Annotated in this window: 21 protein-coding genes; 4 read left to right on the forward strand and 17 right to left on the reverse strand. The window is 43.9% G+C overall.

Annotated features, from left to right (window positions below; all coding sequences use genetic code 11):
• Positions 1-94: 94 nt before the first annotated feature.
• From hypD to PG766_RS02960, 4 genes are all read right to left on the reverse strand, one after another.
• Positions 95-2,467, reverse strand: a complete 2,373-nt coding sequence (hypD, locus tag PG766_RS02945) for a trans-4-hydroxy-L-proline dehydratase (RefSeq protein ID WP_117556981.1) — start codon at positions 2,465-2,467, stop codon at positions 95-97.
• A gap of 4 nt (positions 2,468-2,471) precedes the next feature.
• Positions 2,472-3,380, reverse strand: a complete 909-nt coding sequence (locus PG766_RS02950) for a trans-4-hydroxy-L-proline dehydratase activase (RefSeq protein ID WP_195250478.1) — start codon at positions 3,378-3,380, stop codon at positions 2,472-2,474.
• Positions 3,381-3,612: 232 nt separating this feature from the next.
• Positions 3,613-4,452 carry a C39 family peptidase gene (locus tag PG766_RS02955; RefSeq protein ID WP_118198570.1) on the reverse strand — a complete coding sequence of 280 codons (840 nt, stop codon included), beginning with the start codon at positions 4,450-4,452 and terminating at the stop codon, positions 3,613-3,615.
• Between the two features lie 226 nt (positions 4,453-4,678).
• Positions 4,679-5,416, reverse strand: a complete 738-nt coding sequence (locus PG766_RS02960) for a peptidylprolyl isomerase (protein ID WP_118198569.1) — start codon at positions 5,414-5,416, stop codon at positions 4,679-4,681.
• Between the two features lie 176 nt (positions 5,417-5,592).
• Between PG766_RS02960 and PG766_RS02965 the strand changes: the two genes are divergently transcribed.
• The 3 genes from PG766_RS02965 to fucO all read left to right on the forward strand — a co-directional run bounded on the left by PG766_RS02965 (position 5,593) and on the right by fucO (position 8,777).
• Positions 5,593-6,942, forward strand: coding sequence for an MATE family efflux transporter (locus tag PG766_RS02965; RefSeq protein WP_118198568.1), 1,350 nt, complete (start codon positions 5,593-5,595; stop codon positions 6,940-6,942).
• A 12-nt stretch (positions 6,943-6,954) separates the two neighbouring features.
• Positions 6,955-7,515, forward strand: coding sequence for a TetR/AcrR family transcriptional regulator C-terminal domain-containing protein (locus PG766_RS02970; RefSeq protein ID WP_008374533.1), 561 nt, complete (start codon positions 6,955-6,957; stop codon positions 7,513-7,515).
• Between the two features lie 116 nt (positions 7,516-7,631).
• Positions 7,632-8,777, forward strand: coding sequence for a lactaldehyde reductase (gene fucO, locus PG766_RS02975; RefSeq protein WP_117556971.1), 1,146 nt, complete (start codon positions 7,632-7,634; stop codon positions 8,775-8,777).
• 303 nt (positions 8,778-9,080) lie between these two features.
• On the opposite strand, the gene yihA is transcribed toward fucO, so the two are convergent.
• From yihA to PG766_RS03010, 7 genes are all read right to left on the reverse strand, one after another.
• Entirely contained in the window at positions 9,081-9,683 is a 603-nt protein-coding gene (gene yihA, locus PG766_RS02980) for a ribosome biogenesis GTP-binding protein YihA/YsxC (RefSeq protein WP_008374529.1), read from the reverse strand.
• Positions 9,673-12,012, reverse strand: coding sequence for an endopeptidase La (gene lon, locus PG766_RS02985; RefSeq protein WP_118198567.1), 2,340 nt, complete (start codon positions 12,010-12,012; stop codon positions 9,673-9,675). The genes yihA and lon overlap by 11 nt, the downstream gene beginning before the upstream one ends.
• A 79-nt stretch (positions 12,013-12,091) precedes the next feature.
• Positions 12,092-13,342 carry an ATP-dependent Clp protease ATP-binding subunit ClpX gene (clpX, locus tag PG766_RS02990; protein WP_008374524.1) on the reverse strand — a complete coding sequence of 417 codons (1,251 nt, stop codon included), beginning with the start codon at positions 13,340-13,342 and terminating at the stop codon, positions 12,092-12,094.
• Positions 13,343-13,406: 64 nt separating this feature from the next.
• On the reverse strand, positions 13,407-13,991 hold the full coding sequence (clpP, locus tag PG766_RS02995; protein WP_008374523.1) for an ATP-dependent Clp endopeptidase proteolytic subunit ClpP: 585 nt from the start codon (positions 13,989-13,991) through the stop codon (positions 13,407-13,409).
• 40 nt (positions 13,992-14,031) lie between these two features.
• The gene (tig, locus tag PG766_RS03000; protein WP_055246719.1) at positions 14,032-15,318 is read right to left on the reverse strand and encodes a trigger factor; all 1,287 of its coding nucleotides are present in this window, start codon (positions 15,316-15,318) and stop codon (positions 14,032-14,034) included.
• Positions 15,319-15,401: 83 nt separating this feature from the next.
• Positions 15,402-16,082: a hypothetical protein gene (locus PG766_RS03005; protein WP_195502343.1), complete on the reverse strand. Its 681-nt coding sequence runs from the start codon at positions 16,080-16,082 to the stop codon at positions 15,402-15,404.
• Complete coding sequence (locus PG766_RS03010; RefSeq protein WP_117557029.1) at positions 16,072-16,623, reverse strand: DJ-1 family glyoxalase III; 552 nt, start codon at positions 16,621-16,623, stop codon at positions 16,072-16,074. The genes PG766_RS03005 and PG766_RS03010 overlap by 11 nt, the downstream gene beginning before the upstream one ends.
• A 132-nt stretch (positions 16,624-16,755) precedes the next feature.
• On the opposite strand from PG766_RS03010, the gene PG766_RS03015 reads away from it, so the two are divergent.
• On the forward strand, positions 16,756-17,205 hold the full coding sequence (locus PG766_RS03015) for a CYTH domain-containing protein (RefSeq protein ID WP_117556965.1): 450 nt from the start codon (positions 16,756-16,758) through the stop codon (positions 17,203-17,205).
• Positions 17,206-17,273: 68 nt separating this feature from the next.
• Here PG766_RS03015 and PG766_RS03020 read toward each other — a convergent pair whose 3' ends face one another.
• The 6 genes from PG766_RS03020 to hisA all read right to left on the reverse strand — a co-directional run bounded on the left by PG766_RS03020 (position 17,274) and on the right by hisA (position 24,785).
• Complete coding sequence (locus PG766_RS03020) at positions 17,274-18,482, reverse strand: aspartate kinase (RefSeq protein WP_008374509.1); 1,209 nt, start codon at positions 18,480-18,482, stop codon at positions 17,274-17,276.
• A gap of 26 nt (positions 18,483-18,508) precedes the next feature.
• On the reverse strand, positions 18,509-19,726 hold the full coding sequence (locus tag PG766_RS03025) for a homoserine dehydrogenase (protein ID WP_118198566.1): 1,218 nt from the start codon (positions 19,724-19,726) through the stop codon (positions 18,509-18,511).
• An 8-nt stretch (positions 19,727-19,734) separates the two neighbouring features.
• Positions 19,735-20,175 carry an ACT domain-containing protein gene (locus PG766_RS03030; RefSeq protein WP_008374505.1) on the reverse strand — a complete coding sequence of 147 codons (441 nt, stop codon included), beginning with the start codon at positions 20,173-20,175 and terminating at the stop codon, positions 19,735-19,737.
• A protein-coding gene (gene prfB / locus PG766_RS03035; RefSeq protein WP_118198565.1) for a peptide chain release factor 2 occupies positions 20,168-21,278 on the reverse strand; the annotation gives its coding sequence in 2 pieces (ribosomal slippage) (positions 20,168-21,202 and positions 21,204-21,278; 1,110 coding nt in all). Before prfB ends, PG766_RS03030 begins: the two co-directional genes overlap by 8 nt.
• Before the next feature lie 50 nt (positions 21,279-21,328).
• Positions 21,329-23,896: a preprotein translocase subunit SecA gene (secA, locus tag PG766_RS03040; protein WP_022220283.1), complete on the reverse strand. Its 2,568-nt coding sequence runs from the start codon at positions 23,894-23,896 to the stop codon at positions 21,329-21,331.
• A gap of 115 nt (positions 23,897-24,011) precedes the next feature.
• A complete protein-coding gene (hisA, locus tag PG766_RS03045) occupies positions 24,012-24,785 on the reverse strand; it encodes a phosphoribosylformimino-5-aminoimidazole carboxamide ribotide isomerase (RefSeq protein ID WP_118198564.1) in 774 nt (257 codons plus the stop codon).
• Positions 24,786-24,902 lie beyond the last annotated feature (117 nt).

Consider the following 24,902-nt stretch of genomic DNA (forward strand, 5'->3'; position numbering starts at 1 on the left):
AAATAACAGAAGCACCACACACAGATTACTCTCTGCATTGCGGTGCTCCTGCCTCTTCCTTTATTTAACCTTTTTCAATTTCTCTGGTTATTTTCTATTCGAATGACTGCTCTGTACGGTTGATGATCTCATCCTGAAGCGGTTTGCTTAAGTTACGGAAGAAATCACTGTATCCTGCAACACGCACGATCAGATCTCTGTAATCTTCCGGATGCTTCTGCGCTTCCTGCAGAGTCTTTCTGTCGATAACATTGAACTGTACATGATGTCCATCCATTGCAAAGTAGCTGCGGATCAGACTTGCCATATTGTCAAGACCTTTCTCTCCTGCTACGACGTCCGGTGTGAACTTCTGATTCAGAAGTGTTCCTGCTGTAGCAAGATGATCCATCTTAGCACATGATTTGATAACTGCTGTCGGTCCGTTCACATCTGCGGATTTCTCCGGTGAAATACCTTCTGAAACCGGGATATGTGCTTTACGTCCGTTAGCTGTTGCTCCGATCACATCTCCGAAGTAAACATGGCAGGTTGTAGGAAGCATATCGACTCCGTACTTTCCGCCTCTCATAGTCGGACGTCCTGTGATCAGGTCATGATACAGATAAAATACGTCCTGCATCAGATCATCTGCGTAGTCATCATCGTTACCATATTTTGGTGTCTTGTCATGAACCATACGGTAGATTGCATCGTATCCTTCAAAGTTGTGATCCATTGCTTCGATCAGTTCTTCCATTGTGAAGTTCTTCTTGTCAAATACATTGTATTTAACAGCTGCAATACAGTCTGTAACGGTTCCAATACCAACACCCTGAATGTAGTTCGTGTTGTATCTTGCTCCACCTGCATTGTAATCTTTTGCATTACTGATGCAGTCGTTTGTTACAACGGAAAGACACGGTGCCGGCATATTTTCTGCATATAATCTCTCGATTACATTGTTTCCACGGATCTTAATATCGATAAAATGCTTCATCTGTTTCTTGAATGCATCCCACAGTTCATCAAATGTCTTAAAGTCTTTTGCATAACCAAGCTTCAGTCCGAGCTGTTTGCCTGACATTGCATCATAACCGTTGTAAAGAGTCAGCTGGAAAATCTTCGGAATATTCATATAACCGGTCAGGATATATGCTTCACTTCCCCATGCTCCTGTCTCTACACAACCTGAAGATCCACCACGACGGGCATCTTCCAGAGTCTTTCCTGCATTAACAAGCTCCATGATCTGTGCTTCTGTATTGTAGAATGCCGGCTGTCCCCATCCTTTTCTTGAAATATCGCATGCTCTCTTGAGGAAACGTGCCGGTGTCTTCTTGCTGATGGTTACATTGGAGTTCGGCTGTACAAGCTTCATCTCATCCATACAGTCAAGGATCAGGTAGCTGACTGCGTTTACACCGTCTTTACCATCTGGTGTAACTCCACCTGTATTGATATTCGCAAAGTCTACATAAGTAGCACTTTCTTTTAAGGTAATACCAACCTTAACCGGTGCCGGCTGGTTGTAGAATTTGATCCATAAGCATTCAAGCAGTTCTTTTGCTTTCTCGTCATCAAGGATTCCTGCTTCTGTATCTGCTTCATAATAAGAAATCAGATGCTGATCCAGACGTCCCGGACTGAATGCATCCCATGGGTTCAGTTCTGTTGTAACCGCAAGATGTGTAAACCAGTATAACTGGATTGCCTGCCAGAAGGTCTGCGGTTTGTGAGCCGGAACAACTTCCAGGTTGGCTGCGATCTGCTCTAATTCTTTCTTACGTGTAGGATCTGCTTCTTTTTCTGCCATTTCAAGGGCAAGCTTGTGATATCTTTCTCCAAGAATGATAACCGCATCACATGCAATATCCATCGCTTTGAGTTCTTCCATTTTATCGGTAGCTTCCGGATCATTCATGAAATCCAGCGCATCCATAGTCTTTTTGATCTTTTCTTTGTATTCCAGATATCCAACTTTAAAGTTCTGTTCACCACCGCATGTATGTCCAGGTCCTCTCTGCTCCATAAACTCTGTGAACATACCTGCTGAATAGCAGTCATTCCATTCCGGAGTCATAGCTGCAAGGATCTTCTCTCTCATGCTTCGTCCTGACCAGTAAGGAATAATTTCCTTCTCCTGGATCTCACGATCTTCTTCTGTTGTATGGAAAGATACGAGGTCACGTTCACTCATAACTACCATATCTTCTTTGCTGTGGCAGCAAAGTTCCGGGAATGTAGGAGAAGCCTGTGGATCTTTTCCTTTTTCACCAACGATCAGCTCACCGTCTCCCAGATAAAGTGTCTTCTTTGAAAAATATTCTTTTAATACCATGGCTCTCATAACCGGAATCGAATATTTTCCATCATTTTTTCTGTAAAAATCTGTCTCGATTCTTGCTCTTTCGAGATCAATGTGAACCGGTGTTGTAACACTCAGTTCTCTCAGCTTCTGAATTCTTTCATTCATGCCTCTTGCCATTTTCTTATCCTCCTATTTTTGTGTTGGTATACCCTGCATCCTGAAAAAGCTTTACAAAACTTTCCATCTCTTCTTTTTCCGGTGCATGTAAATCAGTTCCCTTGTATTCCATACCCAGCTTCGGATATTTACTGCTTCCTGTATTATGGTAAGGCAGCAGATTAACCTGTGCTGGGTGAATGCCGTGTTTCTTCAGAAAATGAATGGTATCTTCCATGTTCTGCACATTGCCGTTCACTTCTTTGATCGTCGGAATTCGGATGTAAATCCTTGCCCCTGCATCTGAAAGCTTCACCAGATTATCCAGAATCAGCTTATTGTCAACTCCGATATACTTTTTATGTAATTCCGGATCCATCACTTTTACGTCATATAAAAACGTATCTACATACGGTAAAATTGCTTCAAATTTATCATACGAAACATATCCGCAGGTATCAATGGTAAGCGAAATTTCTTCTTTTTTAAGTGCTTTCGCGATCTGTAAAATATAATCCGTTGACATCACCATCACTTCCCCGCCGGAAAGTGTGACTCCACCGCCGGACTGTTCATAAAACATCCGGTCTTTCATCAGCTCTTTTACCAGTTCCTTTACCGGATACTCCTGCCCGACAATCTCCCGAATGCCTTGCGGACAGAAATTATCACATTTTCCGCAAAGCTGGCATTTCTCTTTGTCAAGCTCCGGCTTTCCATCTACCATAGTGATGGCACCGTTCGGACAGACCTTCGCACAGGTTCCACATCCGACGCACTTTTCTTTATCACACTGAAGCTCTCTCTCAAAACGCTGTGTCTCAGGGTTGTGACACCACTCGCACTTTAATGGACATCCTTTAAAAAATACAGTAGTACGGATTCCATCTCCGTCATGGATCGAATACTTCTGAATATTCGTTACTAAATTCATGGTAGCTCTCCTTCTTGTCATTTTTCTTTTTAGACTAACGTTTGTACCATAGTCTAAAGATACCAAAAAAACAAAAAATTGTCAATCCTTTGGCAAACTTCTTCTCAAATATTTTTACAATCCTGATCTTCTTTCCTTAAGTAGACGAAACTCTGCACTCAGCTCATCACATATATAAAAAAGAAGAGATACTTCACAGACTGTTTTTATCTGCAAAGTACCTCTCACTTCTCTATTGTACATTCTTCAAAATCACACACTGATTACCTCTGGAACGAAAAGCCGATTCAAACTGTGCTCTGTCATAGCTCACAATCCCTTCGATCGGGTCTGCAACAGTCACACTGTCTGCACTGTATCCGATCAGTACAACACAATGATCGTTCATCGCCCAGCTGGCTTCTCTTCCATCTTCCGTATTCCAGCTTTCCATTATCTGACGTTCTTCCATACCAATTGTTCCCCATACAACCACGGGGGTTCCTTCACTTACAAAACGATACAGCTGTTCCGGCTCTGATCCTGTCTCGTCCTCTGCTTTCATTGCATTTCCATTATCTGCAAGATAGCCATCTGCTGCCGTCACGATTGCTCCCGCTCCGCAGCTTAATCCATCCGTCTCTGACTGTGGATTTCCTATAAAATAATTGTAAATATCATTTCCATATAAAGTTTCATTGTCTCCGTAATAAGTGTTGGTCCATCCAACTGTCGGTAAATATTTGAGTGCCATTGCCATCTTATCTGCAGAATATCCATAATAATTCAAAGCCATTGTAAGAGATGTGATCTCACATCCGGTAGGAAGCTCCGGCATCTGTCCTGTAAATGCAAAATCAGAAATACTGCTACTCTCCGGAAGGGGTGTCTTTTTCACCATTTCCGCATTTTTTATCTTCTGCGTCTTTGCTGTCGTTTTCTCCACTGCTGTAACAGACTGTCTTGCTCCTTTGATCTGTTCTAATTTTGCTTCTATATATGTAGTATCTTTTAATGTAAATCCTACGATAACGGCGCCAACCAGTATCCCTGCTGCCGCTGCGATCCATTTTGCTGCACTGCGAATCTGCATTCGTATCTCCGTTTCTTAACACTTCTGTAACAATTCCGTCATATATACTACAACTTTTTTCGTGTTTCGTCAAATCTGCGGGGGAGTTTTCACAAATATTTCATAAATGAGAGTTGGCAGCACAAGTGATTCCAGATAGAAGGATTGCCTGCGCAATGGGTGCAGATCCGATAAAAATTAATCTGTCCTGCTGTTTTTTATCAATCGAATGAAATCCTGGCAAATACTATGCCATATATTTCTTCTTCAGTTCTTCCACCTTCGCGGTATAAGCCTCCTGCTGCTTTTTCTGCATGATCTCACTCTTAATCTGCTCTTTTACATCATCAAGCTTCGCATCTTCGGCTTTTTTCTTATCTTCCACTTTGATCAGATGGTATCCAAACTGTGTCTTGACCGGTCCAACCACATGTCCGATTTCTGCTGCAAATGCGGCATCTTCGAATTCTTTGACCATCTGTCCTTTTCCGAATTCGCCAAGATCTCCACCGTTTGCTCCTGACGGGCAGGTAGAAGATTCTTTTGCAACATCCTCAAATGCTTTCCCACCACTTACGATGGATTCAAGTAGTTCGTTACATTTGTCTTCGGAATCAACCAGAATATGTTTTGCATGAACAGATGCTCCTTTTGCAAATCTTGCTTTGTTTGCTTCAAAATATTCTCTGACCTCTTCATCTGAAATTGTGATTCCCTCAAAGATCTTGCCGATCGCCATCTGTGCAAGGATATCTTTTCTTGCATTTTCCAGAATTGCTTTAAACTTTTCTGTCTCGTCTAACTTTTCTTCTTCACCATATTTTGCAAGTGCATAAACTGCGATCAGCTGATCAACACACTGTTTGCGGAAATCCGGATGGGATGCGTATACCTGCTGTTCTCTCGGAAGGCTTGCGATAAATGCATCTACCTCTGCTGATGTAATTTCATGTCCGCAGATTACTGCTTCAACTGTTTTTTCCATAATTTCTTTGTACTCCTTTTTTCTCGTAGTGTTTCAATTGTACCATTTCATACGGTGTTAGTCAAAGTTGGTTTTATTTCTATGAAACTTCTCTTCATCTGATATCTTTTCTTCCAACTTCATGTTATACTTCGTTTAGGTATGTTTTTTTAGTTTTTTCATTGGAGGTTATTAACATGTCAAACGAAAGTACAAAAACCAATCAGATTACCGAAGGAGTTATCTGGAAGCAATTATTGATTTTTTTCTTTCCTATTGTGGTTGGAACTTTATTTCAACAGCTTTATAACACCGTAGATGCTGTCATCGTCGGTCGTTTTGTCGGAAAGGGCGCACTTGCCGCAGTCGGGGGATCTTCTGCCGTTCTTTCCAATCTGATCATCGGATGTTTTACGGGACTTGCAAGCGGTGCATCTGTAATTGTTTCTCAGTTTTATGGAGCAAAGGATGAGCGGAATCTGCAAAAGAGTCTGCATACCGCCTATGCTTTTTCCGTTATTCTCAGTATTGTATTTACAATACTCGGATGGGCCTTAACACCATTTCTTTTGAAGCTCATCGATACACCTGCAGATACACTTGCCGATTCTATTCTTTATCTGCGGATTTACTTTTTAGGTATTTTCGGTACCTTGATCTTTAATATAGGCTCAGCAATCATGCGCTCCATCGGTGATTCCCGCAGACCACTATATTACCTGATCGTCTGTTGTTTTCTAAACATCATCCTCGATCTGGTACTGGTAATCGTATTTGATATGGGAATTGTCGGAGCCGCTATCGCGACCATTATTTCACAGGCAGTAAGTGCAATCCTTGTTACCAATGCACTGATGAAAAAATATGATGACTGCAAGCTTTATCTGAGCAAACTGCACATAGACCTTTTGAAGCTGCGTCTGGAATTCCGCATCGGTATTCCAAGTGCACTGCAGGCATTTATGTACAGTATTACCAATATCATTATTCAGGCAGCGATCAATGGTTTCGGAACCGATACTGCCGCTGCATGGGCTTCTTTTGGTAAACTGGATGCGCTTTTCTGGACAGTCAACGGAGCATTCGGAATTGCAATCACAACCTTTGCCGGACAAAATTATGGAGCAGGTAAAAAAGAACGTATTTTCAAAAGTGTACGTATCTGCCTTGCCATGGCAGTGGCTGTATGCGGAGGGATCGTGCTGTTTTTAGCCATCTTCTGCCGCCCACTGTTCTCAATTTTTACGACAGATCAAAATGTGATCAATATCGGTATTGATATGCTGCGTTTTATGGCACCGTGCTACACTATTTATGTATTTATTGAAGTTCTCTCCGGTGCACTTCGCGGAACCGGCGATGTCCTGCTGCCGACACTGATCACACTTGGCGGCGTATGTCTGATCCGTATTCCGTGGATTATGTTTGTCTTACCGGCACACCATACCACAACCTGTGTAATGCTTAGTTATCCGATTTCCTGGATCACTACCACAGCTTTGATCATACCGTACTATTTATATAGAAAAAAACATGCCTACGATTAAGGAGAATTGAACATGGCCAAATCCGAATCTACCAAATACCGGCTCGCCGAAGCAATGAAAACCTGCATGAAGACCACTTCTGTCGATGATATCACCATCCGCCAGATTGTGGAAGTCTGCGGCGTCACACGCCAGACCTTTTACCGCAATTTTCTTGATAAATACGATCTGATCAACTGGTATTTTGACAAACTTCTTCTTAAATCATTTGAACATATGGGCGAAGGTACCACTGTTTATGACGGACTGGTCAAAAAATTTGAATATTTAAAGGAAGAGCACCTGTTTTTCGCTGCAGCATTCCGCTCTGACGATCAGAACTCTTTAAAAGAACATGATTTTGAACTGATTCTGGAATTCTATTCAAACCTTATTTTCCAGAAAACCGGAAGACGCCCGGATGCAGAAACTTCATTTCTTTTAGAGATGTACTGCCGTGGCTCGATTTACATGACTGTCAAATGGCTGCTTGGCGGAATGAAATTTCCGCCTGCGCAGCTTGCAAAACAACTGGTACTTGGCATGCCGGAAAAACTTGTGCAACTCTTCACTGATTTGCATATTTTGTCTTAATTTTTTGTATAAATGTTACACTTTTCATATTCTGTAACTTTTTTTACCACCTTCTTATTGTTAAAATAGTATCAGAAACAAGTGATTTTATCATAAACGAAAAGGAGATATGTATCATGGCAAACAGAATTATGTTAAATCAGACATCTTATCATGGAGCAGGTGCAATCGCAGAGATTGCAACAGAAGCAAAAGCTCACGGTTTCAAAAAAGCTCTTGTATGTTCTGACCCGGATCTGATCAAATTCAATGTTACTTCCAAAGTAACAGATATCTTAGACAAAGAAGGACTTGCTTACGAAATCTACTCTGATATCAAAGCAAACCCGACTATCGAGAACGTACAGCACGGTGTACAGGCTTTCAAAAATTCAGGTGCTGATTACATCATCGCAATCGGCGGCGGATCTTCTATGGATACTTCCAAAGCAATCGGTATCATCATCGCAAACCCGGAATTTGAAGATGTAAGAAGCCTGGAGGGTGTGGCTCCGACAAAGAAACCTTGCGTTCCGATCATTGCCGTTCCGACAACAGCCGGTACTGCTGCAGAAGTTACGATCAACTATGTAGTAACAGATGTAGAAAAGAAACGTAAATTCGTCTGTGTAGACCCACATGATATGCCGATCATCGCTGTTGTAGACCCGGAAATGATGTCTTCTATGCCAAAAGGACTGACCGCTTCAACCGGTATGGATGCATTAACTCATGCAATCGAAGGCTACACCACAAAAGCCGCATGGGAAATGACAGATATGTTCCACTTAAAAGCAATCGAGATTATCTCCAAATCTCTCCGCGGTGCTGTTGAAAACACCAAAGAAGGAAGAGAAGGAATGGCTCTTGGACAGTACATCGCCGGAATGGGCTTCTCAAACGTAGGTCTTGGAATCGCTCACTCAATGGCTCATACCCTTGGAGCAGTCTATGACACACCACACGGTGTTGCATGCGCAATGATGCTTCCGATCGTAATGGAATACAACGCAGACTGCACAGGAGAAAAATACCGTGAAATCGCCCGCGCAATGGGAGTTGAAGGCGTAGATAATATGTCTCAGGAAGAATACAGAAAAGCAGCTGTAGATGCAGTCCGCAAACTCTCTGAAGACGTAGGAATCCCATCCAAACTCGAATCCCTCAAAGAAGAAGATCTCCAGTTCCTCGCAGAATCCGCCCACGCCGATGCCTGCGCACCTGGAAATCCAAAAGACGCATCCGTAGAAGATCTGAAAGATCTGTTTAGAAAACTGATGTAATCAAAAATTTATATAATCTGGCAAGAAATCTAAAATGATATCCACATTCTAAAAATTGGTATCCCACTTGCTTTTCTTACCAACCAACTAGAAAAAGCAACCCCCACAAATCCCGCCCAAAGTGGAATTTGTGGGGGTGAACTTTTTCTCCCCGTATCTTAGTTAATGCAACCCACTTGAGGTATCAGCGCCCGAATCGACATACATCTTGTTTGGATGCATTGAGAAAGCTGCTCGCATTCTGCATGAACGTCGGTCCACAATCATAATCCGAAAACTGATAATGCAGTGGATTTTTCAAGGTTATTCCTCCGTTCCTTTTCCCAGGAATTCTGTGTCTACAAGATTCCAGATCTCATCCCGTCCCTGCTTTGTCTCTGCTGAGAAAGGAATCACAACAGTTCCCGGAAGCAGCTTCAGTCCGGTCTTAATTGCCTTTACCTGCTTCTGTACCTGACTTCTCTTCAGCTTATCAAGCTTTGTCGCGATAATGATCGGATTGAATCCCTGATCCACGATCCAGTCATACATCATTTTATCATTCGCAGATGGATCATGACGGATATCGATCAGAAGGAAGACAGCTCGCAGCTGTTTAGAGCCATGAAGATAACGCTCGATCAGCTTTCCCCACTGTGCCTTCTCCTGCTCGGAAACCTTTGCATAACCGTATCCCGGAAGGTCCACCAGATACATTTCTTCGTTGATATTGTAAAAGTTGATGGTCTGTGTTTTCCCAGGTTTTGCCGAAGTTCTGGCAAGCGCCTTCCGGTTCATCAGTGCATTGATCAGAGAGGATTTACCGACATTGGATTTTCCGGCAAATGCGATCTCCGGCAAAGTGTGATCCGGCAATTTACTTGTAATTCCACAGACTGTTTCCAGATTTACATTCTTAATTACCATCTTTTTTCCTCCGTGTGCGCATAAGTGCGATTTTCAGAACCTCTTCCATCTGCGATACCGGAATAATCTCCAGTCCCTTTGTGATCTCAGAAGAAAGTTCATCCACATCTTTTTTGTTCTCCCTCGGTACAAGTACCGTCCTGATTCCGGCATTCTTTGCCGCCAGGAGCTTCTCTTTCAGTCCTCCGATCGGAAGTACTCTTCCCCGCAGCGTAATCTCACCCGTCATGGCAAGATCGGCACGCACTTTCTTGTCTGTAATTGCAGAGAGCATCGCAGTCGCCATCGTAATACCGGCTGAAGGTCCATCTTTTGGAACTGCCCCTTCCGGAATATGGATATGGATATCATGTTTTTCAAAGAAATCTTCAGCAACCTTATATTTACTGCTGATTGATCGGATATAACTGATTCCTGCCTGCGCAGATTCTTTCATCACATCGCCAAGCTGTCCCGTCAGAATAATCTCACCCTTTCCTGGCATTACATTCACTTCAATCTGCAGGGTATCTCCTCCTACACTGGTCCATGCCAGACCACGGACGATTCCCACCTCATCCTCGGCATTTGCCATCTGATAGGTGTACTTTTCTTTTCCAAGATACTTTTCAATATTCCGCTCTGTTACCTGAACTCTCTTTTTATCATGTTCATAGATCTCTCTGGCAGCCTTCCTGCAGATATTACCGATTTCACGCTCCATCTGACGCACACCGGCTTCCTTGGTGTAGTTCTGCGCAATTTTCCAGATCACGCCCTTACTGATCGTAAGCTGTTCTTTTGTTAGTCCATGTCTTTCCAACTGCTTTGGAATCAGATGTTCTGTCGCAATATGCAGCTTTTCGTTCTCCGTATAACTGCTGACCTCAATTACTTCCATACGGTCAAGAAGTGGTCGGGGGATTGTCTGCAGCGAGTTAGCCGTCGTTACAAATGTCACCTCAGACAGATCGACCGGGACTTCCAGATAATGATCACGGAAACGATTGTTCTGTTCACTGTCCAACACCTCCAGAAGCGCAGAAAAAGTATCTCCCTTATAGTCTGTGCTGACTTTATCAATCTCATCCAGAAGGAGCAGTGGGTTCTTTACCCCGGCGCTCTTAATACCGTTTGCGATCCGTCCCGGCATTGCACCAACATAAGTTTTTCTGTGTCCACGGATTTCAGCCTCATCACGGACACCGCCAAGAGAAATTCTCACATACGGTTTTTTCAGTGCTTTTGCAAGTGATCTTGCAATGGATGTCTTTCCAGTTCCCGGAGGACCTACCAGACACAGGATCGGGCTGTCACCCTTTTTCGTAAGAGCACGTACTGCCAGAAATTCCAGCACACGTTCTTTAACCTCTTCCAGTCCGTAATGTTCTGCTTCCAGAAGCTCTTTCGCATATGCAATGTCTGTAAAATCCTCAGCCCGCTTATTCCATGGCATTTCCAGCATGGTTTCAATATATGTACGGATCACGCCCGCTTCTGCCGGACTCTGCATGGAATTTTTAAATCTGCTGATCTCTTTTTTCAGCTTTTCTTTTACCTCATCCGGTGCATCCAGCGCTTCTGTCTTCTGTGCAAATTCCTCCGCATCGGAAATTGTAGTATCCTCACCAAGCTCTTCTCGGATCAGCTTCAACTGTTCGCGCAGGATATATTCTCTCTGATGCTTATCCACACGCTCTTTCACCTTCATCTGGATCTCATCGCGGATGTTCATGATCTGCATCTCATTGACCAACTTAAAGGAAATAAGCTCATAACGTCTGTCAAAATCAAGTTCTTCCAGGATTTCCTGCAATTCCCGGTAATCCAGAGGCATATTCGCTGCCACCTGATTCACCATCTTTTTCAATTCCGTGATCTCTTTGATCTGGTTTACCATATCTTTTGTGATCTTCGGCATTCTCGCCGCATAATCCAGATACAGATCCCGAAGTCCCCGCATCATCGCTTCCCGGTTGATCTCGCCTGCAATATCCGGATCACTCTCTTCCGGGATCGTAATATTTGCCCGAAGATACGGATCTGCAAATTCTATTGTATTTAAAACCGCCCGCTCTTCTGCAGATACAAGCACCCGCAGAATCTGCTTTGGCAGTTTGATGATCTGTTTTACTGTCGCAACTGTTCCCACACGGTAGAGATCTGCTTCTCCCGGATTTTCCACTTCCACATCTTTCTGTGTCAGCAAAAAAATCTTCTGGTCGCTTGCCATCGCTTCCTGAACCGCTTCAATCGAGCGTTCCCGGCTGATGTCAAAATGTGCCACCATCTCCGGCAGAATTGTCATTCCCCGCAGGGCAACCATTGGCAGACTTCCTGTTCTGTTCATATAGTTTTTTCTCCTGTTAAATAAAAATGGATGCTTCTGGCCTTAACCGTCAGCACCCATTTCCATACGTCTGATTTTCTTATGCACTTTCCGGTCTTGCTTCGATCTTTTCTGTACTCGGTGCTTTCTCCCCAAGTACTGCCTCTTTTGTCACAAGACAGTATTTCAGATTCTCATCAGACGGTGCTTTATACATGATATCCATCATTACATTTTCCATGATCGCACGGAGTCCTCTGGCTCCTGTCTTACGCTTCAGGGAAGTCTCAGCAATCGCCTCCAGCGCCTCTTTGTCGAATTCCAGTTCCACATCATCCAGCTCCAGAAGCTTCTGGTACTGTTTTACAATCGCATTCTTTGGTTCCGTCAGAATGCGGATCAGATCTTCCTTATCCAGAAGTTCCAGGGATACAGTTACCGGCACACGTCCTACAAGTTCCGGGATCAGTCCAAACTTCACAAGATCCTGTGGAAGGATCTGCTGCAGAAGCCGGTCGATATCTTCCTCATGCCGCTGCGCGATCTGTGCCTCAAATCCAATGGATTTCTTATCTATTCTGTTCTCTATAATCTTATCTATTCCCTCAAACGCTCCACCGCAGATAAATAAAATATTGGTGGTATCGATCTGGATCATCTCCTGCTGCGGATGCTTACGTCCACCCTGTGGCGGTACATTTGCGATTGTACCTTCCAGGATCTTCAGAAGTGCTTGCTGAACACCTTCTCCTGATACATCACGGGTAATCGACGGATTTTCAGATTTTCTTGTGATTTTGTCAATCTCATCGATATAAATGATTCCGTGCTCTGCACGTTCAATATCACCATCTGCTGCCTGAATGATCTTAAGAAGAATATTCTCTACATCTTCTCCGACATATCCTGCTTCTGTAAGCGCAGTTGCATCTGCAATTGCAAACGGTACATTCAGAATTTTTGCGAGAGACTGTGCCAGAAAAGTCTTACCGCATCCTGTCGGTCCTACCATCAGGATGTTACTCTTCTGAAGCTCCACGCCCAGATCTTTTTCTGCCATAATACGCTTATAGTGATTATATACCGCAACAGAAAGTACTTTCTTTGCTTCGTCCTGTCCGATCACATAATCATCCAGAAATGCCTTGATTTCTTCCGGTTTCAGAAGATTGATATCATCATATGCATTTTCTTCTTCATAACCAAGTTCATCTTCAATGATCTCAGTACATACATCCACACACTGGTCACAGATAAACACCCCATTTGGTCCGGCGATCATCTTGCGTACCTGACTCTGTGGTTTATTGCAAAAAGAACATCTTACGATTTCTTCATATTTTCCTGCCATATTCTTACCTCGCACTTTTTTACACGTAAAGGGAATGTCCCAATAAGGACATTCCCTTTTCCCGTTAACGGCTTGTAATAACCTTATCAATCAATCCATATGCCAAAGCTTCTTCGGCAGTCTTCCAGTTATCTCTTTCCGTATCTGCACAAATTGTCTCATAACTCTGACCTGTATTTGCAGCCATCAATCTGTTCATTCTTTCTCTGATCTTCAGAATATGCTGTGCATTGATCTCAATCTCGGTTGCCTGACCCTGTGCACCGCCTGAAGGCTGGTGAATCATGATCTCTGCATTCGGAAGGGCATATCTCTTTCCCTTTGCTCCGCCTGCGAGAAGGAAGGCTCCCATACTTGCAGCCATTCCCATACACATCGTAGAGACGTCACATTTGATGTAATTCATAGTGTCGTAGATCGACATACCTGCTGAAATCGATCCGCCAGGACTGTTAATATAAAACTGGATATCCTTTTCCGGATCTTCTGCTTCCAGAAACAGCAGCTGCGCTACGATCAGGCTCGCTGATGCATCATTCACTTCGGTATCCAGGAAAATGATTCTGTCTTTTAAAAGTCTTGAATAAATGTCGTAAGAGCGTTCTCCACGGCTTGTCTGTTCAACGACATAAGGTACTAAACTACTCATGTAACACTCCTCCTGCTATATTAAAGTATGAAACAGATACTTATTTTTCTACGGCATTGTCAACTACAAATGTAATTGCTTCCTGAACTGCCATATCCTGCTTCATCTGTTCTTTTTCTTTGTCGCCCATAAAGCTCTTAAGCTTGTCAGCTTCCATCTGGTAAGCTTCTGCCATCTTAGCGATCTCTTCGTCTAATTTTTCATCTGTGATTTCGATGTTTTCTGCTTTTGCAATTGCTTCAAGAACAAGTCTTGTCTTGATTCTCTTCTCAGCCTGCGGACGAAGTTCATCCATCATCTTGTCAGCTGTCATGCCTGTGAACTGCATGTACTGGTCAAGAGTCAGTCCCTGCTGCTGCATTCTCTGAGCGAATTCATCAAGCATCTGTCTTGCCTGTGTATCAACCATAGCTTCCGGAAGATCCATCTTAGCTGATTCGATGATCGCATCTACAGCTGCATCTTCCTGTGCTCTCTTGCCATCGTTTACTTTCTGCTCTTTAATCTTAGCTTTGATATCAGCTTTTAATTCATCAAGAGTATCGAATTCTGATACTTCTGAAGCAAATTCATCATCAAGCTCCGGAAGTTCTTTTGCTTTGATCTCATGAACTGTGCATTTGAATACAGCTTCTTTTCCTTTGAGGTCTTCTGCATGGTAATCTTCCGGGAATGTAACCTTAACTTCAACTTCTTTTTCCGGTTCTGCACCGATCAGCTGTTCTTCAAATCCTGGAATGAAAGATCCTGAACCGATTGTCAGCGGATAGTTTTCTCCTTTTCCACCTTCAAAAGCTTCTCCGTCTACAAATCCTTCAAAATCAAGGACAACTTCGTCTTTATCCTGTACCGGACGTCCTTCTACTGTGATTGTTCTTGCGTTCTTAAGCTGTTCTTCCTCAAGCTTAGCGTCGATTTCTTTCTGTGTTACGCGGTTAGAATATTTCGGAACTTCGATTCCTTTGTATTCGCCAAGTTCTACTTCCGGCTTTGTAGCTACTTCAGCTGTGAAGATGAACGGTTTTCCTTTTTCGATCTGTGTTACATCGATCTTCGGCTGAGATACGATCTCAAGTCCGCTTTCATCGTATGCTTTTGAATATGCTTCCGGAATCAGAGCGTTTGCTGCATCATCATAGAAGATTTCCGGTCCGTACATCTTTTCGATGAGCTGGCGCGGAACTTTTCCTTTACGGAATCCAGGAACATTAATTCTGCTTTTCTGTTTCTGGTATGCTTTCTGAAGTGCTCCTTCTAATTCTTCTGCTGAAACTTCGATTGTGAGTTTCGCCATATTGTGTTCTAACTGTTCAACTTGTAAACTCATTACCATTTCCTCCTAAATTTACATATGCAAAAAGTCGACAGACTTATCTACATTACAATCATTTTACAAGTATAGCACAACTTCTACAGTTTATCAAGCTCTAAAATTCGTTCTATAAAGTCATTTAATTCCTCATCACCGATCGACCAGGTATTCCGCCCTTTTTGCGTCACGGTAAAGGTATATTCCTGCTTCTCTCCATACTGCATATCAAGATAAGAACTTCTTAAAAGGCTGTATGCACCGGTCATGTAATCCAACACCATTGCCTCTTTGATTTCTTCATCTGTTCCGCTGTACTTTCCTGCATCTTTGTCTGCCTGGATCTTCTCGGACTCTTCCTTCAGCTTCGGCATGAAGCGGGTAAATACATCCACCGGCTGGTACTTTACCGTCACCTCACAGGTCTTACTCCCTGTCTTTTTTACACCACTTACCTGATAACGGACAGAACTAAAGATCTCTTTGATCAATACACCATATGTCTCAGAAAAGTCATTTTCCGTCTCCACACCATTTAGCAGACAGTCCTGGACAAAAGCATTGATCCCGTTCTCATAGACCTTTTTCAGATCACTGTCTGATGCTCCGAGGATTTCTTTTGCTTCCTGGGTTTGTCCCTGAAAAGTCAGATCCAGGTTCGCCTGCACATATTTTTCCGCCTTTCCTTCATTGATCCCACATCCGGCAAGCAGTGTAGTCAAAAGCAACACTGCCAGAAACACACTGCCTGCTTTTCTCTTTTTCCAGAAACTACCGTTCATAGACTACCTGCTTTGAAATGGTATCTGCGCTTTCTTTATCCCGCAGCTCGCTGATCAGCGCAAGTGCAAAATCGATCGCGGTTCCAAGTCCCCGGCTGGTTGTGATATGTCCATCTGTCACTGCCGGCTGACAGGTAACTTCCGCTCCGGTAAGTCCTTCTTCCATTCCCGGATAGCAGATTGCCTTCTTTCCTTTCAGGATTCCCATTCCGCCAAATACGGTCGGTGCCGCACAGATTGCAGCCAGATATTTTTTTTCTTCATTATGTTTTAAGATCAGCTTTTCAAGACCTTTGTGTTCTTTTAAATGGATTGTTCCCGGCATCCCCCCCGGAAGCACCAGCATCTTCACCTCTGAAAAATCTGTATTTTCAAACAAGCTGTCTGCTTTTACTATAATTCCGTGTGCCCCCTGGATCTCTTCCTGTCCCATGATGGAAACGGTTCTGGTCTCGATCCCGGCTCTTCTTAAAAGATCAACGACCGTAAGACCTTCAATTTCTTCAAATCCATCTGCAAGAAATACACATACTTCACTCATAATCTTGTCCATCCTTTCTTTTTCCTGATGTTCCCCATTGTAACAGAAGCCTGCAAAAATGGCAACTTTCTGCCTTGTCTCCCCCGAAAAACTCCGCTATACTGTTAATGAATATATAAGGAGGGCTTTCCCATGGAAATAGAACGCAAATATCTGATTCATAAGCTTCCGGATCACCTTGAAGCTTATCCGCACCGCACACTTGAGCAGGCTTATCTATGCACCGAACCGGTTGTCCGTGTCCGCAGGGATGCTGATGACTACATCCTGACCTACAAATCCAAAGGTCTGATGATTCGTGAAGAACATAATCTTCCTCTTACCGAGGAAGCCTACTGCCATCTGCGCGAAAAGGCAGACGGGCGCATTATCACAAAAGAACGCTACTGCATCCCTTACGGAGATCATCTCACGATCGAGCTTGATGTCTTCGCCGGTGATCTCGCCCCACTTCTCCTTGCCGAAGTCGAATTCTCTTCCGAAGAAGAGGCAAATTCCTTTACCCCGCCGGATTGGTTTGGTGAGGATGTCACCTTTTCCAGCAAATATCATAACAGTACACTGAGTCAGAAAAAGGATTGAGAAATTTCCCAATCCTTTTTTCTTCCGCAAATGCGCCATCCGGTACATTTGCGACCACATTCTTTTTATTAGTCTTCCAGACCAAATCCGTCATGGATTGCAACCAGTGCACGGTCTGCATCTTTTTCATCGATCAGAACCGTGATACGGATCTCTGATGTAGAAATCATATTGATATTGATATTGGAATTGCTAAGTGACTCAAACATGGTCGCAGCAACGCCCGGATTGCTGAGCATTCCAGCTCCTACGATCGATACCTTTGCAACTTTTTCGTTATAATTCATCTCTTTGATCGTAAGGGCTTCTTTTCTGGCTTCCATAACTTCCATTGCCTCTTTAAGATCATCCTGTGATACAGTAAACGTAATGTCTTTTGTTCCGTCACGTCCAACTGACTGAAGAATAATATCTACGTTAATATTATGCTTTGCAAGTGTATTGAAAATCTTAAATGCAGTACCTGGTTTGTCTTCTACACCCATTACTGAAATTCTCGCTGTATTTTTATCTGCCGCAACGCCGGTAATTAACATTTTTTCCACCTTTGCTACCTCCTTGACCAGGGTTCCTTCTTCTGTATTCAGGCTGGAACGTACAACCAGCTCAACCCCGTATTTTTTCGCCATCTCTACAGAACGATTATGTAAAACCTTTGCCCCTGATGTTGCAAGCTCCAGCATCTCATCGTAGGTGATCTCTTCGATTTTGCGTGCATTCGGTACCACTCTCGGGTCTGCAGTGTAAACACCGTCTACGTCTGTATAAATCTCGCATTTGTCTGCATGCATTGCAGCCGCAAGTGCCACAGCTGTCGTATCGGATCCACCTCTTCCAAGTGTGGTATAGTCTCCATAATGGTTGACTCCCTGGAATCCGGTTACGATCACGACCTTACGGTTCTCCAGTTCATGGGTGATACGGTCTGTATCCACTCTTTTAAATCTTGCATTTCCGTTCCGCGCCGTAGAATGCATCTTTACCTGGAATGCATTCAGCGAGATTGCCGGAACATTCAAAAACTGAAGTGCCATTGCCATCAGTGCCACAGATACCTGCTCTCCCGTGGTAAGGAGCATATCAAGTTCTCGTTTTGATGGATACGGATTGATCTCGGCTGCCTTCTCAAGCAGTTCATCTGTTGTATCTCCCATTGCGGAAAGAACAACGATCACATCATTCCCCATCTGATACTCTTCTGCGCAGCGTCTTGCCACATTAAAGATTCTCTCTTTATCTGCAACCGAACTGCCGCCAAATTTCTTAACTACCAGCATAATTTCCTCCTACAGTTCCTGCATTTTTAGACTTCTTCTTCTACTCTTATCATATGCAGGATTTCCGGATAAGCTTTTGCTTTTTCCTCGTATTCTCCCTCGGTCATCACCGGTGTGACAAAACCGAATTCTCCATTGACTCCTGCCTCTACAAATCTTACTTCACCAAAATCATTGCCGATTCGTTCTTTGAGCGCATCCTCATTTCCACGGATTCGCACCAGGAACTTCTTGCTGGTCTTGCTTCTGTCTTCCAATGTAAGCTTTTCTTCGCTCCAGAAATTCATGATATCTCTGCCCTGATTCTGTACAACTGCCACAATGTCAGCCACAACCGCACTTGCAGTCGGAAGCTTTCCTGCCCCACTTCCGTAGAACATCGCATCTCCCAGCATATTCCCCTTTACAAATACGGCATTAAATACACCATTCACACTGTAAAGCGGATGTTCTGCATGAAGAAGCACCGGTGCAACTCCCGCATAAAGAGTTCCGTCCACATGCTTACACTCAGCAAGAAGTTTGATATTCATTCCCAGAGTCTTTGCATACTGCATATCTTCTGTTGTGATCTTTGTAATACCTTCGGTATAAATTTCTTCAAAATCCACATATTTTCCTGAGATGATCGATGCAAGGATCGCGATCTTCCGGCATGCATCCTGTCCTTCCACATCAGCAGTCGGATCTGCCTCTGCAAATCCATTCTTCTGTGCTTCACGGAGAACCTCTTCATAGTTCGCTCCCTCGTAGAACATCCTGGTCATCATGTAATTGGTTGTTCCGTTCAGGATTCCTGCAATTTCTTCGATCTCATCACCTGTCAGGGATGATCCAAGTGCCCGGAGGATTGGAATTCCCCCTCCCACACTTGCTTCAAAAAGGAAATTCACATTCTTTTCCCGTGCTGTTTTAAGAAGTGCGGATCCATGCTTGGCAACCAACGCCTTATTGGATGTCACGACACTTTTTCCTGCTTCCAGCGCTTTTCTGACAAAGGTATTCGCCGGTTCCACACCGCCCATCACTTCTACTACAATTCCAATCTCCGGATCATTCAGGATAATCTCATAATCATGAACAATCTTTTCCTGGATCTTATCTCCCGGAAAATCCCTCAGATCCAGCACATATTTAACTTCAATTTTTTCTTTTGCCCGTGACGCGATCAGCTTCTGATTTACATCCAGAACTTCTACCACACCAGAACCTACGGTACCATAACCCAATACTGCAATCTTCATCTTTTTGTCTACTCCCTGCCTACGATTTTCAAATAATGCACACCTGAATGCTGTTCAATCTCTTCCACCATCTCCGACAGATTCTTCGTTGTCTGCAACACCTCCACACTGAGTGTCAGTGTTGCCACCCCGTTGATCGGAATACTCTGGTGAATAGTCAGGATATTCGCCTGATACCTTGCCACCGCGTTTAAAAGCTCTGCCATAACCCCCGGTGTATCATCAAGCTGAATAACCATCGTAACAGTCCTTCCTTTTTCATTTTCGTGAAATGGGAAAATATCATCCTTATATTTATAGAAAGAACTTCTGCTGATACCGATCTCTTCTGTCGCTTCCTGAATAGTCATTCCACGTCTGGTTGCGAGCAGTCTCTTTGTCTCGACAACCTTTATGAGCACCTCCGGCACTGCTTTTTTCTTTACCACATAGTACTTTGTATTATCCATTGTTACTCCTCTGTTTCAGATAAGCATTGATAAATGGATCCAGCTCCCCATCCAGAACTGCACTTACATTTCCGGTCTCTTCACCGGTACGGTGATCCTTGACCAGATTGTAAGGATGTAAAATATAGGATCGGATCTGGCTTCCAAAATTGATATCCTGAATTTCCCCCCGGATACCGGATACCTTTTCTTCCTGCTCCTGCTTTTTCAAAAGATACAGCTTGGCTTTCAACATCTGCATCGCTTTGTCCTTATTAAAAAGCTGCGAACGTTCATTCTGGCACTGCACTACGATTCCTGTCGGAAGATGCGTGATCCGCACCGCAGACGAAGTCTTGTTGATATGCTGTCCTCCGGCTCCGCTCGAACGGTAGGTGTCGATCCGCAGGTCGTCGTCATTCAGCTCAATGTCAATATCATCTTCAATATCCGGTATCACATCACAGGATGCAAAAGATGTCTGCCTCTTGCCTGCTGAATTGAACGGAGAAATACGCACCAGACGGTGCACTCCCTTTTCTGACTGAAAATAGCCATATGCATTATCTCCCGTTACTTCAAACGTGATTCCTTTCAGTCCGGTAATATCTCCGTCCTGATAGTCCAGCACGGTTATCTGAAATCCTTTTGACTGTGCATATCTTGTATACATACGATACAGCATATTTGCCCAGTCACAGCTGTCTGTTCCTCCGGCTCCTGCATGCAGTGTCACGATTGCATTGCAGGAATCATATTCTCCCGAAAGAAGCGTCCGGATCCTGAGATCTTCAAATTCTTTTTCAAATTTAGCGATCTCACGCTGGATCTCTTTGATCATCTCCCGGTCTTCTTCCTCTTCCGTAAGTTCGATCAGTGCATTGATATCTTCATATGAACTTTCCAGATCCCGGACCTCCTTCACACAGTCCTGCATTTTCCGGAGTTCTTTCATGATCCTCTGCGAAAGCTCTGTCTTGTCCCAGAACCCCGGTTCTTCTATCTTTCTTTCCAGCTCTTCAATCCGTTTTTCTTTGCCTGCCAGGTCAAAGTGAATCCCTCATTTCCTTCAGGGGTTCTTCATACGCATTTAATGTCTGCTTAAATCCGTCTAATTCAACCACTGTATCACCTCAAATCTCATAAAATTATATAAAAATCCAAACAGTCGTATTTATTTTCTTCCACAGCATTGTTTGTATTTCTTGCCGCTTCCACACGGGCATGGATCATTTGGATATATCTTTTTCTCGGCACGTACCTTTGGTCCCTTCGCAACGCTGTCATCTTTATTGGTACCGGTTACCTTTGCAACCTGTTCTCTTTCAACCTTCTGTTCTACATTGACATGGAAGAGAAGTCTGACTGTATCCACTTCGATTGCACGTGTCATTTCACCGAACATATCATATCCGATCATCTTGTATTCAACCAAAGGATCTCTCTGTCCGTAAGCCTGCAGACCGATTCCCTGACGTAACTGATCCATATCATCAATGTGATCCATCCATTTTGCATCGATCACACGCAGAAGGAACACACGCTCCACCTCACGCAGATGCTCTGCTTCCGGGAACTGTGCTTCTTTTTCTTCGTATGCTTTTGCAGCACGTTCTTTCAGGAGATGCTTGATCTCTTTTGGCTCTTTATCCTTTGCATCCTCCTCCGTAACCGGCGGAAGCGTTGGAATCACATCCAGAAGGTCACGGTTCATTGCTCCAAGATCCCATTCTTCAAAATCCTGTTCCTCAGAAAGATTGGCATCGACAGTATTTTCCACAAAGTCTGTGATCATATGGAAGATAGAATCTCTCATATTCTCACCGTCAAGGACTCTGCGTCTTTCATCGTAGATGATCTCTCTCTGTTCGTTCATTACCTGGTCATATTCAAGCAGGTTCTTACGAATACCAAAGTTATTGCTCTCAATCTTCTTCTGAGCCTTCTCAATCGCACTTGAAAGCATCTTGTGCTCGATCTGTTCTCCTTCTTCTACTCCAAGCTTGGTAAATACATCCATCAGTCTCTCGGAACCGAACAGACGCATCAGGTCATCCTCCAGAGAAATATAGAATCTGGATTCTCCCGGATCGCCCTGACGTCCGGCACGTCCACGCAACTGGTTGTCAATACGACGGGACTCATGACGTTCTGTACCGATGATCTTCAGTCCGCCGGCTGCTCTTGATTCTTCATCAAGCTTGATATCCGTACCACGGCCTGCCATGTTGGTTGCGATCGTAACAGCCCCATGCTGTCCTGCCTGTGCAACGATCTCAGCCTCCAATTCATGGAACTTGGCATTCAGTACATTATGTTTTACGCCGCGTTTACTGAGCATCTTACTGAGGAGCTCGGAAGTTTCGATCGTGATCGTACCAACCAGAACCGGCTGTTCTTTTTCATGCGCTTCACAGATTGCATCAATAACTGCGTTAAATTTCTCTTTCTTTGATTTGTAAACGGCATCCTCCAGGTCAATTCTCTGTACCGGAACATTCGTCGGAATCTCAATAACGTCCATTCCGTAAATATCACGGAACTCCTGTTCCTCTGTGAGGGCTGTACCTGTCATACCGGATTTCTTCTCATATTTATTAAACAAATTCTGGAATGTAATGGTAGCCAGAGTCTTGCTTTCTCTCTTGACCTTTACATGCTCTTTTGCTTCGATTGCCTGATGAAGTCCGTCAGAATAACGGCGTCCCGGCATGATACGTCCGGTAAATTCATCAACGATCAGGACCTCATCATCTTTTACTACATAATCTTGGTCACGGAACATCAGATTATGTGCACGCAGTGCCAGAATGATGTTGTGCTGGATCTCCAGGTTCTCCGGGTCAGCAAGGTTCTCAATATGGAAGAACTTCTCAACCTTCTTCACACCCTCTTCGGTCAGGTTGATATTCTTTTCTTTTTCATTGACAATGAAGTCTCCGGTCTCTTCGATCTCTTCTCCCATAATGGCATTCATCTTAGAGAATTCCCCGCTTGCTTCACCTCTCTCCAGCTGTCTTGCCAGAACATCACATGCTTCGTAAAGTCTGGTTGACTTTCCGCTCTGTCCGGAAATGATAAGCGGTGTTCTCGCTTCATCGATCAGAACTGAGTCAACCTCATCGATAAGTGCATATTTCATACCGCGCTGTACCAGCTGTTCTTTATAGATAACCATGTTATCACGGAGGTAATCGAAACCAAGTTCATTATTCGTCACATAAGTGATATCGCAATTATACGCTGCACGTCGTTCATCATTATCCATCTGGTTCAGAACAACTCCAACAGTCAGTCCCAGGAATTCATGAACCTTTCCCATCCACTCAGCATCACGCTTTGCCAGATAGTCGTTGACTGTTACAATATGCACCCCTTCTCCGGTCAGTGCATTTAAGTATGCCGGCAGTGTAGATACAAGTGTTTTACCTTCACCGGTCTTCATCTCGGCAATACGGCCCTGATGCAGGATGATACCACCGATCATCTGTACACGGTAGTGGCGCATTCCAAGTACACGGACAGCTGCCTCTCTTACAACAGCAAACGCTTCCGGAAGAAGATCGTCCAGTGTCTCTCCTTTTGCAAGCCTCTCCTTGAATTCTTTCGTCTTTTCTTTCAATTCCTCATCGGAGAGCTTCTGCATCTCCGGCTCCAGCGCATCAATATGATCCACGATCGGGTAGATTCGCTTCAATTCATGTTCGCTGTGCGTTCCAAATATCTTTTCAATAATTCCCATTTTATTAAGCTCCTTATATTCCTTGCTTATCACTTCTGTCTGAAGTGTTTTGCTTTTTTCCGCTATAGATAGACAGTATCCATTGTAGCACCATTTCTTTTATTCTTCAATCAGTTTATTTCACCGGTTCTGTCAGCTCGGCATACGGAATCTTACCGCCAAAAAGATCCAGTGCACTGCCGATCGTATAGTCCAGCTTTTCCCCGCTGATCCGTGCAAACTCCCGCAGATCCTCCATGCTTCCAATTCCACCGGCATAGGTGATCGGAAGTCCGTCCCACGCCGCAAGCATCCTGACCAGCTCCTCCTCTGTACCAGATGCTTTTCCTTCTACATCAACCCCGTGAACCAGAAATTCATCACACCATCCGGACAGTTCTTCCAGGACCTCCGGTATCAGTCTGAGCTCAGTAAATGTCTGCCATCTGTTGGTTACAATATAATAACTGTTCTCGCGCCTCCGGCAGCTGAGATCCAGTACCAGATGCTCTTTCCCTACTGCCTTTTTCAGCCGCTCCAGCCGGTCATACCGCACCTGTCCATTCTGAAATACATAGGATGTAACGATCACATGACTTGCCCCTTCTTCCAGATACTCTGCAGCATTTTCTGCAGTAATTCCTCCGCCGATCTGCATTCCGCCCGGATAGGCATGTAGTGCTTTCAGTGCCTGTGCCTTTGTCGCATCATAGTATTCCGATGCCGGCGGATTCAGCAAAATAATGTGTCCTCCGGTAAGTCCATCTTTCTTATACATTGTCGCATAATAATCTGCATCCTGTCTGGATATGTAATTTTCTACCGCTGCATTTCCCGCATCTTTCAGGCTACCACCCACAATCTGCTTGACTGCACCGTTATGAATATCTATACATGGTCGAAATTTCATGAAGTCCTCCGCTTTTTCTGTTGATCTCGTCTTTGCATACCGTCATATTGTATCACACCCACGGACATTTTACTACCTTTTGTCTGTAAAAAGGCAAGACTTTTCCGCAAAGTCTTG

The organism is Coprococcus sp. LG101-27, from assembly GCF_027695515.1.
Classification (GTDB): Bacteria; Bacillota; Clostridia; order Lachnospirales; family Lachnospiraceae; genus Allocoprococcus; species Allocoprococcus comes.